Origin of the sequence: Trinickia acidisoli, assembly GCF_017315725.1 — a bacterium.
In the GTDB taxonomy this organism is placed as follows: Bacteria; Pseudomonadota; Gammaproteobacteria; order Burkholderiales; family Burkholderiaceae; genus Trinickia; species Trinickia acidisoli.
Map to the genome: position 1 here is coordinate 2,231,708 of NZ_JAFLRG010000002.1, position 15,858 is coordinate 2,247,565.

The window sequence follows — 15,858 nt, forward strand, 5'->3', positions numbered from 1 at the left end:
ATTTCGAAACGGCGCTGCCTCGCAATCCTTTCGAAAGGCTATCAGTGCGACGGCCGCGTCGTATCGGCGATGGCTGTCGCGAGGACGCTGCGACAGCCGGCGCATGCACATCGATCGCCGTAAAAAAATCAATCAAAAAAACGGACTAGATCGACGATCGAATGACGGAAGCCCCCGTGTAGCGAGGATTGACGGGGCGCTTGCATTTTTTTGAAATATTTTAGGGGTTTACGCGGAATACTTTGTTCGTAGGCTAGGGCGCTTAGAGGAGAAGCGCATGAGCCACGACATTTTCGCCGATGCATCCGCCACGCTCGATCACCCGAGCGAAACATATCGCGTCCTACGGACGACGTCGATCGCGCGCGCGCCTCGCGTCGCGATCGTGCATGATTGGCTCGTTACCTACGCGGGCGCCGAGCGCGTGCTCGAGCAGATGATTGCTTGCTTTCCGCAGGCCGATATCTTCAGCCTCGTCGATTTCGTGGAGGATCGGAAGTTCTTGCACGGCAAGCGCGCCACGACGTCGTTCATTCAGCGGCTTCCGTTTGCCAGAAAGAAATACCGTGCCTATCTGCCGCTGATGCCGCTTGCGATCGAGCAACTCGACTTGGGTGCGTACGATCTCGTCATCTCCAGCAGTCACGCCGTCGCCAAGGGCGTCTTGACGGGTCCCGATCAAGTGCATGTCAGCTACGTGCATTCGCCGATTCGCTATGCATGGGATCTCCAGCACCAATACCTCCAGCAGTCGAATCTGACGCACGGTGTGCGCTCGTTCATGGCGCGCCTGGTGCTTCACTACATCCGCAACTGGGATAGCCGCACGTCCAATTCCGTCGATCACTTCGTTGCCAACTCGCAGTTCATCGCGCGTCGAATCAAGAAGGTCTACCAGCGTGAGGCGCGCGTGATCTTCCCGCCCGTCGACGTGCAGTCGTTCCACGTCGGCGAGGACAAGGAGGACTTCTATCTGACGGCCTCGCGCATGGTCCCGTACAAGAAGATCGATCTGATCGTCGAGGCGTTTTCGCGCATGCCGGGCAAGCGTCTCGTCGTGATCGGCGACGGGCCGGAGATGAAGGCAATTCGTGCGAAGGCAGGCCCCAACGTGGAGATCTTGGGCTATCAGCCATTCGCTGTGCTTCACGATCACATGCGTCGAGCGAAGGCATTCGTGTTCGCGGCCGAGGAAGATTTCGGCATTGCGCCCGTCGAAGCGCAGGCGTGCGGCACGCCGGTCATCGCGTTCGGCAAGGGCGGCGCGCTCGAAACGGTTCGCGAACTAGGCGAACCGCACCCGACCGGGATCTTTTTCCGGGAACAGACCGTGCCGGCCGTCGTGGCGGCCGTTCGCGACTTCGAGCACAATGCGCGGCACTTTTCGGCGCTCGATTGCCGCCGGAACGCCGAACGTTTTTCGATCGCGACGTTTCGCGAACGTTTCATGGCGTTCGTCGAGCAAGTCATGCCCGGTGCGACGATGCATGGCGACGACGCGCAATCGGACGACGATGTGAGCGGCATCGGGCATTCGCCGGCGGCGGGGCCTGTCAGAGTGCTCGCGCTCGATCAGAGCGGCGGGCTCGACGAAGCGGAAGTATCGTTGCTCAACGTCGCCAGTCATCTGAAGGAATCGGTCGAAGTGGTCCTGTTCGACGACGGCCCGTTTCGCCTGGCGCTCGAAGAGGCCGGGGTCGCGGTCGACGTGCTCGACGCACCCGTGCTCAGAGGCGCGACGCGTCGCGCGAGTCTGCCAAAGGCACGCACGCTGTCGGGCATCGTTTCGCTCGTGCGCGAGACGGTCAAGCGTGCGCGGCACGTCGATGTCATCTATGCCAATACGCCGCGCACGATGCTCGTCGGCGCACTCGCCGGCATGGTCGTGAGGCGGCCGGTGGTATGGCATTTGCGTAAAAGCGTGGGCGCCGATCCGATCGGACGTGCCCAGCGCTTCGCGCTCAAATGGTGCGCGCGCGTGGCGCTCGATCGCGCGATCGCCGACAGCACGGCCTCCAAACATGCTTTCGAGGCTTTCACGAAAGCACGCCGGCTGCGCATCGACGTCGTCGACGAAGCACCGTCGACACAAAGCTGCGCCGACGCGGTCAAGCAGCGCCAGTCGTATGTGCTGCGCAAACAGACCGAGAGCGTATCGGCCATCCTCGCGCAAGCTGCCATGCGCGGGGCCCGCTGAGCGCTCGTATCGAGCGACGCGAAGCTTGGGATGGGCTCGCGTCGCAATTGCGATAGCAATTTCCCAAGGGAACGGACGATGTTGAAAGTTACCAAAGCGGTGTTTCCGGTGGCGGGATTGGGCACTCGATTCCTCCCGGCCACGAAGGCAAGCCCAAAGGAGATGCTGCCCGTCGTCGATAAACCGTTGATCCAGTACGCGGTCGAAGAAGCGATCGAAGCGGGCATCACCGAACTCATCTTCGTGACGGGCCGCAGCAAGCGTGCGATCGAGGATCACTTCGATACGTCGTATGAGATCGAAGCCGAACTCGAGGCACGCGGCAAGGAGAAGCTGCTCGAACTCGTGCGCGGCATCAAGCCGAGCCACGTCGATTGTTTCTATGTGCGCCAGCCGGCTGCGCGCGGCCTGGGCCACGCGGTGCTCTGCGCCGAGAAGCTCGTCGCGGAAAATCCGTTCGCGGTCATCCTCGCCGACGATCTGCTGCACGGTGCGCAGCCCGTGATGAAGCAGATGATCGACGTCTTCAACCACTATCACAGCACGATCATCGGTGTCGAAGCGATCGCGCGCGAAGACAGCCGCTCATACGGCATCGTCGAAGGGCGCGAGTGGGAGGAGGACATCTTCAAGCTGTCGGGTATCGTCGAAAAACCTTCCCCGGAGGCCGCACCGTCGAATCTCGGCGTCGTTGGCCGGTATGTCTTGATGCCGAGCATCTTCGAGCATTTGCGTCGGCTCGAACCGGCCGTGCTCGGCGAATTGCAACTCACCGATGCGCTTCACTCGTTGCTGGCGGAAGAGCAGGTGCTCGCGTACCGCTACTACGGCAGGCGTTTCGATTGCGGCAGCAAGCTCGGATATCTGAAAGCGACCGTCGAATTCGCACTGAGGCATCCTGAGATCGGCACGGCATTCGACACCTACTTGCGCGACTACGTCGGCCATCTCGCGTCGTCATCGTCGTCGTAAAGTCGTTATCAAGGTGATGTAGCGCGAAGGGGGCGTCATGCCCTGGGGACATCGCTGCTGCATCGCTTCCCGCTTTTGCTTTGCGCGCGTGCTCGGCGTCCGCCGTGCGCGCGTTTTCGCGGTGCGCGTTCATCGACACAGCGATTCATCAAGCGGACACGATTGCTTCCTATGCTGATTCACTATTCGGTCGGGTGTGGTGCGCATGAGGCGGTACTCGCCGGCCCGGGGCTGACTTTCGAACGGGAGTGTGCCGTGGCGATCATCGATCGGCGATCGTGGATGGAGCGTGCCTCACGAAGCAAACGTTTGTCGTGCGCATCGTTTCTCGCAGCGCGGGTATGCGTACCGACGCTGGTCACCGTCGTGGCCTGCGCAGCTTGCATGCTCGCGGCCGGATGCGATGGGGGCCACGACGATCTCGCCGCACAATCGAGCGCTGCCGATGCGACGCCGGTATTGCCGGGTACCCGCGGCGCGGTTGGGCCGTCGACGAGTAGCGGCGCCCAGCGATTCGATACCGCCAGCGGTTCGTCCGAGCGCGATGGGCCCGGTGCGCTGCTGCCGCCTGTCATGCACACGGCCGATTGACGATTCGCCGTGGGTTCCGCCGTAGTTAGTGCGATGCAGCGGTTGCCGCAACGCTGCGTGCATCGCACTATCTGCGTCATGCTGTCCGTTGTTCTCTGGTGATTGGTTGTGCCGTAGTGCGTCGACGTGCATCGCTCATGGCGAGGCCGTCCCCGTTCCATCCCTTTGTCGGACACACGAATTCAATATGACATCGACAACCCGCCGTGACTTTCTGCGTGCCGCCGCTCAAGCGGCAGGCGCGGCCGCCGCGATGGGCGCGTTGCCCGCCGGCATTCGCAACGCGCTTGCAATCCCCGCCAACGATGCGACGCGCAGTATCGACGACATCGAGCACATCGTGATCCTCATGCAGGAGAACCGCGCGTTCGATCATTATTTCGGCACGCTTCGCGGCGTGCGCGGCTATGGCGATCGGCGCGCGATCCGTTTGCCGAACGGCAATGGCGTGTGGTATCAACCGTTGCCGGCCAACGCAGGCTACGTGCTGCCGTTCCGGCCGAGCGCGCCCGACCTCGGCATGCAATTCCTGCAAGATCTGCCGCACGATTGGACGACGACGCACGCCGCTTGGAATGGCGGCCGCTACGATCAATGGGTCGGCGCGAAGGGCACGACGACGATGGCGTACCTCACGCGCCAAGACATTCCGTTTCACTACCAACTGGCCGACGCATTCACGATCTGCGATGCGTATCACTGCGCCGGCTTGACGCCGACCGACCCGAATCGCTACTACATGTGGACGGGCTGGGTCGGCAACGACGGCAAGGGCGGCGGCCCGGTCATCGACAACGCGGAAGCGGGCTACTCGTGGTCGACCTACCCCGAAGTGCTGCAAGCCGCGGGCGTGACTTGGAAGATCTATCAAGACATCGGCACGGGCCTCAATGCGGCGGGTTCTTGGGGATGGACGCAAGACGCCTACATCGGCAACTACGGCGACAACTCGCTGCTCTATTTCAATCAATATCGCAACGCGCAGCCGGGTAATCCGCTCTACGACAACGCGCGCACGGGTACGAACGTCGCCGTCAGCGGCGGCTATTTCGACATCCTCAAGAACGACGTGCAGAACGATACGCTGCCGCAAGTGTCGTGGATCGTCGCGCCCGAGGCCTACTCTGAGCATCCGAATTGGCCGGCCAATTACGGCGCATGGTATGTCGATCAGGTACTGCAGGTGCTGACGTCGAATCCGGCGCTCTGGAGCAAGACGGCATTGCTCGTCACCTACGATGAGAACGACGGTTTCTTCGATCACGTCGCGCCGCCGTTCGCACCGTGGTCGAAAGAGGCGGGGCTCTCGAGCGTCGACACCGCCAACGAATATTTCGCCGGAAACGCGACCTATCCGGCCGGCCCCTATGGGCTGGGGCCGCGCGTGCCGATGCTCGTGGTGTCGCCGTGGTCGAAGGGCGGCTGGGTGTGCTCCGAGACGTTCGACCATACGTCGATTATTCGCTTCATCGCGAAGCGTTTCGGTCACGGACACAACCTCTGCGAAGCCAACATCACGCCGTGGCGCAAGGCCGTTTGCGGCGATTTGACGCGCGCATTCGATTTTGCCAATCCCAATGCGGCCTTCCCAGCGCTGCCGAGCACGAGCGGATATGTGCCGCTCGATCAGCAACGCCATCCCGATTACGTTCCGCTGCCGCCGCTCGTGCAGGCCAAACCCGCGCAAGAGCCGGGGTTGCGTCCGGCGCGCGCGTTGCCGTACGAACTGTTCGTGCGCGCGCAGGTCGAGGCGGCCCGGTCGAAGTTGTATCTCAAGCTGACGAACACGGGGCTCGCCGGCGCGGCGTTCCATGTTTACGAGACGCAGAGCGCCAATGCCCCGCGGGCCTATACGGTCGAGCCGAATAAGCATCTTCGAGACGAATTCGCGCTCAATTCCGACGGCAGCTACGATTTCGCCGTGCACGGGCCGAACGGATTCGCGCGCCGTTTCGCGGGCCGCGCCGTCGCGGTGCATGGGTGGAGCGCGAGCGTGGCCCTGCCGGAGGTGATCGAGTCGTACGACGTGGCGAACGGCAACGTCGAGTTGCGTCTCGAAAATACCGGGACGGCGGCGTGCGAGTTTACGGTGTCGAACGGATACGACGGCACGAGCGTGAAGCGTGGCGTCGCGGGCGGCGAAAGTGTGGACCTGTACCTCGATTTACGCGCCTACCACGCGTGGTACGACCTTCACGTCACCGTCGACACCGATGCGTCGTTCGTGCGCGCGCTTGCCGGCCACGTCGAAACGGGCCGACACAGCATGAGCGATCCCGCGTTCGGCATGGCCTGAACGAACGGACACGTCCCCCGTATTTTCAGGGTTCGCGCGGTTCGGGCAAACCCTCTCTACCCGTCGTCGACGGCGCTTGCCGGCCGACGACGGGCCCCATTCCCGCTGAAATAGTCGGCGGCGCGCAACAAATCCCCCCGTAAACACGCTCCCGAAACACAAAACAGATGCATGAAGCTGCGCGGCGCTTGTAGAATCCGGCGTTGAAGCGGCGCACACCGTGCGTGCTTCATGCGTTCAACGACCAACAGGTAGGAGAAACATGTCGACTTCCGCAAAGAAGGTTGCGAAAAAGGTTGCCGCCGCTCCGGCGAAAAAAGTGGCTGCCAAAAAAGTGCCCGCGAAGACTGCGGCGGCTAAGAAGGTCGCCGTGAAGGCGTCTGGCGCTCCGTCGCCGATCAAGGACACCTTCACGAAGGCCTCGCTGGCTGCCCACCTCGCGGAGCGCTCGGCTATCGAGCCGAAGTCCGTCAAGGCTGTGCTCGCCGCGCTCGAAGACACGATCCTCGGCACGGTTCACAAGAAGGGGGCGGGCGAATTCACGCTGTCCGGCCTGCTGAAGATCGTCGTGCAAGCCGTGCCGGCGAAGAAGAAGCGCTTCGGCAAGGACCCGTTCACGGGTGAAGAGCGCTGGTTCCCGGCCAAGCCGGCAAGCGTGCGCATCAAGGCACGCGCGCTGAAGAAGCTGAAGGACGCGGCGTCGGCCTAACGCGGCTTCGCCGAAACAAAAACCCGCAAAGGCGTGACGCCTTTGCGGGTTTTTTTTCGATTATCGGCTATCGAGCACCGGATGCGTCGCGCGGGGCGTTCGGCGCTCAATGCGAACCCGCGTCCGGCTGATATCCGTCGGTCAGCGTATGCAGGAACGCGATGATGTCCTTGATGTCGGCGTCCGTCATCGAGGGCGTGTCGCCTGGGTTGCGATCGAAAGGCGCATCTGCCTTGTCGATGTTGGCGTGGTATTTTGCCGGCAAATCATCGTATTGCTCGACACGTCCTTGCGCATCGCGCGGGTAGATCTTGCCCGGCTCGATGTCGCGCAGGTTATAGAACTTCATCACCTGATCGAGCGAGTGATAGACGCCGTTGTGAAAAAACACCTGACGGGTGGCCGCATTGCGCAGTGTGGGCGTGAGGAACATGCCGCAGTATTGTGTTTGCGCACTCAGGTCCGTACGGTAGGGGCCGCATATGCCCATATCGTAGTAGCCGGCATTGTGATTGACGGCGAGCACCTTGTTGCGCGGCACGCCGAGCGCCTCGTATTGGTAATCGGTAAACATCGGCGGCAGGCCGTCGTGCGACGGCTTCGACAAGTGACAGCCCGCACAGTTGGCTTTTTTCGGATCGTTGAAGAGTTGCAGGCCGTGTAGCTCGGCGTGCGTCAAACGTGCACGGCCCTCGAGCCAGTAATCGTATTTGCTCGTATACGGGTGAAACGAAGGGTCTTCCACCTGGTAACGCGCGACGGCGAACATTGCTTCCGACAACAGCAGGCGCCGATTCTTGAAAATCTCCGGCCCGAAGAGCTGCAGGAATGCCGTGCGATACGTACTGCCTTCGAATTTGCGCGCAGCGTCGTCTTCGCTCGTGTTCGCCATTTCGACGGGATTGAGCAGCGGTCCGAACGCTTGCGCTTGCAGCGTGTCGGCGCGGCCGTCCCAGAACATGCCGCCTTGCGGCACCATCGCGGGCGCGGCGGGTGCGACGCCGGCTGTTTTTTGCGCGCGCGCGACCCCCGATGCCTGCACCGCTTCTTGCGCGAAGTTCGCGGGCGTATCGACGTCGCTCTGATCCGGTCCGATGCTGAAATTCGGCTGACGATACAGATACATCAGCGAAGGCGGCGGCCGGTCACCTTGCAGCGTCATCGAGGGGCCGCCGAACTGAACGGGCAATCCGTTGGGCGGCCCGTAGGCATGCGCAGGGCTGTGGCACGACGCGCACGAAAGCTTGCCCGAAGCCGACAGGCTCGGGTCGAAAAAGATGCGTTTGCCGAGCTGTGCCATCGCGCTGAGCGGCGCGGCGGGCGGACGCTGGAGATGAACGGGGTGCGGATTGGCCCCCGTCAATTGCTCCACGATTTCACCGACGGCGGGCGGCGTGTGCTCGGGATAGGCGAGCGCCCATGCGCAGGCACCGGCTGCGGCGATGCCGATGCCGAGCGTGACAACGCGGACGAGTGAACGACGGCGCACAGCAGAGGGGTGGCGGTCGGCGGGCGGGTTCGGCAAAGCGGAATCGAGCGGCTGCATCGGGTCGTTGGCGAAACGTGGCGTGCGATCTGATTCGATCTAATAAAAGGCCACAGCCCGTTGCCGGGCTGTGGGGATTCATTGCTGAGCCAGCGCACCTTTCGGTGCGCCCAGCGCTCAGGCGATCAGGTTTGCGGCGGCGTGCTCACTTGCGTGCCCAACGTCGGATCGAGGTACACAGGCGTCGTGTGCGGCGCGGCCGAGAAGTTGAACATGTTCATGATGCTGCCCGTCGTGGCGTCGAACGCACCGTCGCCGAGGCGTTGGCCGCCGAGCCAGTTGTCTTCGATGAAGCGGACGACCGAGGCTTGCGAGATCTGCGTATTGTCGACGTAGTTTTGCTTCGCATACGGCGAGATCACGAGGAACGGGGTGCGCGTGCCGGGGCCGCAGCGGCCGTTGACCGGCTTGCCGTTCACGCCGTTCTGTTGCGTACCCGTGCCGCAAATACCGCTGCCGTTCAGTTCGTCCGCGCTCGAGAACGAGGCCGATTTCGGCGTCAAGTACTGATGGTCGTACCAGCCGTCGGAGTCATCCCATGCGACGATCACGGCCGTGTCCTTCCAGTCCGGCTGTTGCTCGAGGAAGTTCACGACCTTCGTCACGAACGCTTGCTCGTCGAGCGGATCCGAGTAGCCTGCGTGGCCGTCCTCATAGGCGGGGGCCTTCAGGAAGTTGACCGAGGGGAAGTTGCCGGCGCTGACAGCGGCGAAGAAATCGTCCGTGTCGTATTGATGGTTGGCCGGATCGACGGTCGTGCTGTTGGGCACGTCCGTATAGCCGATCGAGGCCGTGGACGTCGGACGCAGATGGTTCGGGTTCGACGTCGACTTGAAGTATTGGAACCAGTTGTGATGCGGAACGTAGTCGGCCGTGGCGGCGCCCACGACGGTCGACATCGTGCTGCGGCTGCAGCCCGTGGTGTTGTTGGCGTTCGTCGTCGACAGATTGAAACCGCCCATGAAGCCGCCCCACGTGACGTTCTGCGCGTTGAGCAGATCGCCGATGTTCTTGCCCGTCATCATGGCCTGGTCGGTCGTGCTCGAGCAGGTGTCGTAGCCGGGGTCGACGTCATTGATCATCGTCAAACCGCCTTGGCCGTCCGCCACGTAATACGAGCTCTTCGACGACTTCACGATCTGCATGCCGTTCGTCTGGCCGGAGACCACCTCGAGCGCGCCGGGCGTGGACGGGCCGTACGTGTCGGTGTACGCGTTATCGCTCATCGCGAAGTTTTGCGCGTAGTTCCACAGTGCGGTGACGGTATTGCCGTCGAAGTAGCCCATGACCTGGCCGGTCGTGCCGAATGCGCCTGCGCCGCCGCTCGTGCCGTTACCCGTGTACTTCGGGAAAAGGTCCATGAGGCCGTTGTCGTAGGCTTGTTGTTCGGGCGTATAGGAGTGGTTCTGGTCGGCCGTCGCCGCTTGCGTGCGATCGAGGCGGAACGGGTTGGTCTCGCCGGCACCGTTCGCCGCGTTCGTCGAGTTCGGGTTGGCCGTCAGCAGCGTGCCGCTCAAGCCGTTGACCGTCGGCGTGCCCGCGGCCGCCGTAAACGCCGGCTCGCCGGAGGGGTTCGTTGCGCTCGGATACGTCGCAAAGTAGTGATCGAACGAAACGTTCTCGCCGTAAATCACCACGAGGTGTTTGATCGGCGTCGCGGTCGCGGTGAAGTTTTGGACGGTCGCGGGCGAGATCATCGGGGCGGAGCTGCTGCCGCACGCGGCGAGCACCGCCAGCGATGCAACGGCAACTGCGATGGGGACGAGCTTACGGCCAAGCATGAGGACGAACTCCTGGATTATCGTCGCCGCGAGTCCCTTAGCGCGGGGTTGTCATTGATTCCCGAGAGAATGACAGCGAGGAACAGCACGGCCGACGGTGGTTATTTTCGGAAGAACGGCGCATTGGACCATTTGCGTATGAAGCGCCCGCGACACATAGCTTTCTAATTGATTTCAGTTGCTTTCTATTTCATTCGATGCATGCCATCGTGAGGACCTCCGCGCGAACGATGGCGAACGGTAACAAAAAAGCCAGCCGGGGCGACCCCGGCTGGCTCGATACTGCGTACTCCTAACGATTCGTTTCGTCGATGGCTCGATCGAGTCCGAGTCGATCAGAACTTGTGGCGCAGGCCCAGTGCGACGAGCTCTTGCGAGTTCGTGCCGTTGTAGCTGTAGGAACCGATCGATGCCGTGGCGGCAACCGCGCCGCCGGTACCGTTGCTCGTGTTGCCGCTGGCGTGCTGATACGCGCCGACGAGGTACACGTCCGTGCGCTTCGATAGCGAGTAATCGGCACCGAGCGAAGCTTGGTGATAGGTGGCCGACGTGTCGCCGCTCGACTTCGTGTAGGTATAGCCGAGGCCCAGCAGCAGCGCCGGCGTGGCCTGATAGTTGAAGAAGCCGTTGCCGACGTTGTACTTCTCGGTCGAACCGAACGTCGAGAAGCCGTCCGGTTTGTACTGCGCGTTGCTGTAGCTCGCGCCCATCGTGAACGGGCCGACCGCGTATTGCGCAGCGAGGCGTGCGATGCCGATCGACTTCGCCGAGATGTAGCCCTCGTTGATGTTGCTATCGAACGTGCCGCCCGACGTGCCGCCCCATGTCGTGCGGACGCCGTTCGTCAGCGTGTTGCTGTTGTCGGCGTGGAAGTAACCGGCAGCCAAGCCCAGCGGGCCGTTGTTGTACGCGGCCGCGATCGACCACGTTTGGCCGCTTTCGGTCGAACCCGCAACGCCGCCCAACGCATACATGCCTTCGATTTGGAAGCCGGCATAGTTCGGCGACAGGTACTTGATCGCGTTATCCGTACGCGAGCTGTTGTCGTAATTGTCGACGTCGCCCGGCGTGGCGAACGAGCTGCCGAAGTAGTTGTCGGCCGTGATCCCTTGAACCAAGTCGACCACGGGGTCGTATTGGCGGCCCAGCGTCAACGTACCGTAGGTTTGGCTGGTCAGACCGACGAACGCTTGACGGCCGAATTCGCGGCCGTTTTGTTGCAGCGAGCCGTTCGACGGATCGAAGCCGTTTTCCAATTGGAAGATCGCGGCCAAGCCGCCGCCGAGATCTTCTTGACCCTTGATGCCCCAGCGCGTCCCGGCAAGATCGCCGCCGCTGTTATTGCCGAGCGACCACTGGCTCTTGTCGCCCGCGGCGTTATGCACGTAAGTGAGCGAATCGTCGATCACGCCATAAAGCGTCACGCTGCTTTGCGCATGTGCCGCACCGGCGACGCCGAGCAATGCGAGCGAGAGGGTTGACAAAGCGATTTTTTTCATCATTTCTCCACGCGAAACGTTTATTAGACTGCTGCGGGAGGAGAATAGCGCAATGTCATTGAAAGGAAGAACGGAAAAAAAGCCGCTGTCGTCAAAAGGAAACAAATCTGTCTTATGTGGCGTAAAAATGGCATATAAGATTATTGCTGCCCTCGAAATGCTTAATTATAGAAATTGCAAGATTGCGACGCAATTGGGCAAGATTTCCCAGCATATGTGCTGCATGCACGGCGCCGATGCCATGAGGTCGCGCGGCGGATCGATCAAATGCGATGCGCCGGTGCTTAACGCACGTAAATGCGGCATCAAGCCCCACGGCGGCGCGATCGGCTGCGAGTAGACAGAATTGTCGAAATGTGTTTTGACTTGCGTCGCGAACGCTAATGATCAGGTTTATTAATTTCATTAGATAAGCCGACGTGCCTGCGACGTCGTCCGCGGGCGGCCGCGTATTCCGCACCGAGCAATAACACCGCGGCCGAGAAGTACAGCCACATCAATAATGCCGCGAGCGAACCGGCGGCGCCGAATGCATTGGCAAGTCCCGCATGCGCGAGATAAAGCGCAAAGAGCTTTTTGCCGGCCGTGAATAACAATGCGGCGACAATGCCGCCCGTGAGTGCGTCGTGCCAAGCAACGCGCGCGTCGGGCAGAAACTTGAGCAGCCCCGCGAACGCGAAGGCGAGCACGATCAAGCCGAGCGCGAGCTGCAAGATGTCGCCGAAGACGATGAAAGGCGTGCCGCCCAGGAGCCACTCGCCGATGAACGTCACGACCGTGTCGAGCACGAGCGAGACGATCGCGAGAAAGGCGACGCCGAGCACGAGACCAAACGAAATGAGCCTGACCTTGACCAAGGCGATTACGCTGGATACGCGCTCCGATGCATCGCACGGCCAAACGATGGACAGTGCCGTATTGAGCGAAGCGAACGTTGCCGAGGCACCCAGCGCCAGTGCGATGACCGACACGAAGGCGGCCGTGCCGCCGGTGCCGCTGTGCGAGCGCGCATTCGCGACGATCGTTTGCACGGCAGCCGCAGCCTCGTCGCCGATCAACAGGTGCGCGTCTTGAAAGATTTGCCCGCGTATCGCCTCGGTACCAAAGAACCAGCCGGCGACGGCGATGACCATGACGAGCATCGGCGCCAGCGAAAACGCGGAGTAGAAGGCGATGCCGGCTGCCATCGTGGTGCAGCGGTCGCTGCTGAAATGCTGCACGGCATCGACCGCGCAAGCGCCCTCCCGGCGCGCGGCGCGCGGCAAGTCACGCAGCAAGAACGAAGCCATCGATCGACCCTCGTGCGTTGGTGTGCCCTGATGCTTTGCACCGTCGCAGGCAGCATGCCTGTTCGGGTGCGCGCTGCAACGCGATTACGCCGCGCGTTCGCGCTTGAGCGCCGCGCGGGCGAACGCGACGAAGCGTTGCGTGACGACGTCGTCGCGGCCGGCCTGCCAAACGAGCCCGACGCGCCAACGCGCATGCGCGCCAGGTAGCGCTAGTACCGTGGCATCGCGCAGCAGAAACCGCATGCGCGACGGCACGAATGCAACGCCCACTCCCGCCGCGACCGTTGCCAGTACCGATTGCACGTCCTGCACTTCCTGAACGATGCGCGGCACGAATCCACGTTGCGCGCACCAGCGGTCGACCTGGTCGGCGGTTCCCGCTTGCCGCGCGCGGGTCAAGGTGACGAAGCCGATGTCGTTCAAGACATTGAGATCGGTTGGCAGCCGCTTGATCCGCGCTGATTGCGGAATGGCCAGCGCGAGCGATTCCTCGACGATGGGAAGCCCCGCGAGCGCCTCGCTTTTCTGCATCCGCATAAAGCCGACGTCGAGCGTACCCGCGAGCAGCCTGCGCGTTTGCTCGGCCGATGACAGATCGACGAGCGTCACGTTGACGTTCGGATGTAGGCCACGGAACTCGGCAATCCAACGCGGCGCAATCGTGAGGACCGACAAACACAAACCCACGCGCAGGCGGCCGCGCTTGCCGCCGCTGGCTTCCTTCGCGCGCAGCAGCATGTCGTCGGCATCGCGAATGAGCGCGGCGGCGTCGGGCAGGAAATCCGCGCCGAACGTCGTCAGCTCAGCGCCGTGCCGCCCGCGTTCGAATAGTCGTGCCCCCAGGCTCGTCTCGAGCGCGCCGATTTGCTTGCTCAGTGCCGGTTGGCTCGTATGCAATGCATCGGCGGCGCGGCCGAAATGCCTGAGTTCGGCCACCGTCAGGAAGGCTCGCAGTAGTTTGAGATCCATTCGCTTTGGGAATCGAATGCGGAAAATCATTCATTTTACTTATCGATCGCGGAGCGATTCAATAGGGTCATTCCTTCGTTGATTCGTTCATGCCATGTCGAGAATTATCGTTCCCCCGCTGCGGGTTGCAGCGTTGCCGTTCGCTTCGTTTTGCGCGAGTGCGGATGGGCGATCAAATGGGCTGCAATACGGCGTGATTGCCGAGCGGCTCGCCGATGCTGCGCGCGATGGCGTGGGCCTGGCCGTGTTTCCGGAAATGAGCCTTTGCGGCGTCGCGAGCATGGAACGGTTGCGGCGCTCGGAACTCGAAGCGCTGTCGGAGCCGGCCGATGGCCTGTCGATCGGGGCCGTCGCGCAAGCCGCGGAGGTAACGGGGGTAGCGGCCGGCGTAGGCTGGCTCGAGCGCGCGCGCGACGGTGCGCTCTACAACAGCTACGTCGTGTGTATGCCGGACGGCACGAGACATGTCCATCGCAAGGTCTATACGATGGGGAGCGCTCATCTGCGCAGCGGCGAGTGCTTCGACGTGTTCGACACGCCGTGGGGGATCACGATGAGCATCTTGATCGGCGCGGACAACTACCTGCCTGAGAATGCGCGCGTGGCTGCGCTGAAGGGCGCGACGTTGCTCGTCGCGCCGCACCGTAGCGGCCTTGGCACGGGCGTTGGCGCTGGCGCTTCGCCATGTCCCGATTGGTTCGCGCATGCGTTGCCCGCGCGTGCAGGCGAGAACGGAATGTTCGTAGTCCTAAGCGATGCGCAGGCCGAACCGAAAGGGCAGTGGGGGCCGGGCGTCGCACTGATTGCCGATCCTGGCGGCGCCGTCATTGCCGAAAGCAAGGCACCGCATTGCCCCGTTGCGACGGCGGTGATCGATCCCAAGCTGGCGCGGCAAAGCATTGCCCGTCACTGGCTGGCCGCGCGCCGGCCGGAACTCTACGCCTCGTTGATCGCGCCGGAATCCGAGGTGCGCGGTGACGCGCGACCTTGGGCTGTGCCTCAACGAGAGGCGAGTGCGCGCGGATCGGTGGCAGTGAGCTTTGCGATCGTGAGAAGAAGGCGTCCGTTGCGGTAGCGCCTATCGACGATCGGTGCGCAAAAGCCCGTAGATTTCGCCATCAGAGATTTCGCCGTCGATGATCCATCGCTCGCGCAGTAGACCCTCGCGAACGAAGCCTAGGCGTTCGAGCACACGCGCCGATGCCGTGTTGCGCGGATCGATCTCGGCTTCGATGCGATGCAACTGCAAGACGTCGAAGCCGCAATCGATGGCGGCGCGGGCGGCTTCGCTCATATAGCCGTGGCCCCAGAAAGGGCGCAGCAAGCCGAAGCCGATTTCGGCATGCTTGGACGTGGCATCCGCGTTGAACAAGCTGCACGTTCCAATCACTTCGTGCGTCGCGGCAAGTTCGACCACCCAGACGATTTCCGTTTCCGTGGCCGCGCCCTGCATCCTGCGAGTCAGGTATTCGACGGCCTGCTCGAAGCGCGTCATGGCGGGAAACGACCAGTAGCGCATGAATTCGGTGTCGGAGTACATGGTGAACAACGGCGCGGCGTCTTCCGTGCAAAGCGGACGCAATCTCAAGCGTGCGGTCGACAACGTGGAGGCATCGGGTAGCGGCATGAGGGTGCGGAAACGCGGGGTGATTTGGTGATCGGCAGTGTATACCGACGTTTGTTTTTGATGTGCTTTGTCGTCCGGCCATGATCTCCTCATCTCCACGCGATCACGTAGCCCCAAATAAATTCACTCCCTCTGCGACGGTAAACGCATCACCGCGCGTTTAAGTCACTAGCGTGTCATCCACGCTCGCGTGGAGCATATCTTTGCAGTGGTCAAGCGACTACGGGGTTGAGTAAGTTGCTCGCTTGGCTGTGCCTAAATCGATGACGCGTCGCCGATTTCTCGGCTTGTTCCGCGCAGCTCAGTTCACACCCAGTGGAGGGCGAAGATGGATCGGCTCGAGCAAAGAACAATGGTCGCCGGCGTGGTGCTGCTTGCCGCA

The 15,858-nt window shown here is 62.3% G+C and carries 12 protein-coding genes and 1 pseudogene; 7 read left to right on the forward strand and 6 right to left on the reverse strand.

Features of this window, described 5'->3' with window-relative positions; all coding sequences use genetic code 11:
- Positions 1-277 precede the first annotated feature (277 nt).
- The 5 genes and pseudogenes from J3485_RS28240 to J3485_RS28260 all read left to right on the forward strand — a co-directional run.
- A pseudogene (locus tag J3485_RS28240) lies at positions 278-2,143 on the forward strand (glycosyltransferase); the annotation flags it as partial.
- A 132-nt stretch (positions 2,144-2,275) separates the two neighbouring features.
- Entirely contained in the window at positions 2,276-3,169 is an 894-nt protein-coding gene (gene galU, locus J3485_RS28245) for a UTP--glucose-1-phosphate uridylyltransferase GalU (protein WP_206958004.1), read from the forward strand.
- Positions 3,170-3,340: 171 nt separating this feature from the next.
- Positions 3,341-3,760, forward strand: coding sequence for a hypothetical protein (locus J3485_RS28250; RefSeq protein WP_206958006.1), 420 nt, complete (start codon positions 3,341-3,343; stop codon positions 3,758-3,760).
- A 187-nt stretch (positions 3,761-3,947) separates the two neighbouring features.
- Positions 3,948-6,056, forward strand: a complete 2,109-nt coding sequence (locus tag J3485_RS28255; RefSeq protein WP_206958008.1) for a phosphocholine-specific phospholipase C — start codon at positions 3,948-3,950, stop codon at positions 6,054-6,056.
- Positions 6,057-6,318: 262 nt separating this feature from the next.
- Positions 6,319-6,765: an HU family DNA-binding protein gene (locus tag J3485_RS28260; RefSeq protein WP_206958009.1), complete on the forward strand. Its 447-nt coding sequence runs from the start codon at positions 6,319-6,321 to the stop codon at positions 6,763-6,765.
- A gap of 106 nt (positions 6,766-6,871) precedes the next feature.
- Here J3485_RS28260 and J3485_RS28265 read toward each other — a convergent pair whose 3' ends face one another.
- From J3485_RS28265 to J3485_RS28275, 3 genes are all read right to left on the reverse strand, one after another.
- Positions 6,872-8,311: a cytochrome-c peroxidase gene (locus J3485_RS28265; RefSeq protein ID WP_206958012.1), complete on the reverse strand. Its 1,440-nt coding sequence runs from the start codon at positions 8,309-8,311 to the stop codon at positions 6,872-6,874.
- 125 nt (positions 8,312-8,436) lie between these two features.
- Positions 8,437-10,092 carry a phospholipase C gene (locus tag J3485_RS28270; RefSeq protein WP_206958014.1) on the reverse strand — a complete coding sequence of 552 codons (1,656 nt, stop codon included), beginning with the start codon at positions 10,090-10,092 and terminating at the stop codon, positions 8,437-8,439.
- Positions 10,093-10,427: 335 nt separating this feature from the next.
- Positions 10,428-11,591 (reverse strand): porin, encoded by a 1,164-nt coding sequence (locus J3485_RS28275; protein WP_206958015.1) that lies wholly within the window; start codon positions 11,589-11,591, stop codon positions 10,428-10,430.
- A gap of 52 nt (positions 11,592-11,643) precedes the next feature.
- Between J3485_RS28275 and J3485_RS28280 the strand changes: the two genes are divergently transcribed.
- Positions 11,644-11,931, forward strand: coding sequence for a hypothetical protein (locus tag J3485_RS28280; RefSeq protein WP_206958017.1), 288 nt, complete (start codon positions 11,644-11,646; stop codon positions 11,929-11,931).
- A 40-nt stretch (positions 11,932-11,971) separates the two neighbouring features.
- On the opposite strand, the gene J3485_RS28285 is transcribed toward J3485_RS28280, so the two are convergent.
- Both J3485_RS28285 and J3485_RS28290 read right to left on the reverse strand, forming a co-directional pair.
- Positions 11,972-12,880: a YihY/virulence factor BrkB family protein gene (locus J3485_RS28285; RefSeq protein WP_206958019.1), complete on the reverse strand. Its 909-nt coding sequence runs from the start codon at positions 12,878-12,880 to the stop codon at positions 11,972-11,974.
- Between the two features lie 84 nt (positions 12,881-12,964).
- Positions 12,965-13,849: a LysR family transcriptional regulator gene (locus J3485_RS28290; RefSeq protein WP_206958021.1), complete on the reverse strand. Its 885-nt coding sequence runs from the start codon at positions 13,847-13,849 to the stop codon at positions 12,965-12,967.
- A 94-nt stretch (positions 13,850-13,943) separates the two neighbouring features.
- On the opposite strand from J3485_RS28290, the gene J3485_RS28295 reads away from it, so the two are divergent.
- Positions 13,944-14,924 carry a nitrilase-related carbon-nitrogen hydrolase gene (locus tag J3485_RS28295; RefSeq protein ID WP_206958023.1) on the forward strand — a complete coding sequence of 327 codons (981 nt, stop codon included), beginning with the start codon at positions 13,944-13,946 and terminating at the stop codon, positions 14,922-14,924.
- A 3-nt stretch (positions 14,925-14,927) separates the two neighbouring features.
- Here J3485_RS28295 and J3485_RS28300 read toward each other — a convergent pair whose 3' ends face one another.
- On the reverse strand, positions 14,928-15,476 hold the full coding sequence (locus tag J3485_RS28300) for a GNAT family N-acetyltransferase (protein WP_206958025.1): 549 nt from the start codon (positions 15,474-15,476) through the stop codon (positions 14,928-14,930).
- Positions 15,477-15,858: the final 382 nt, after the last annotated feature.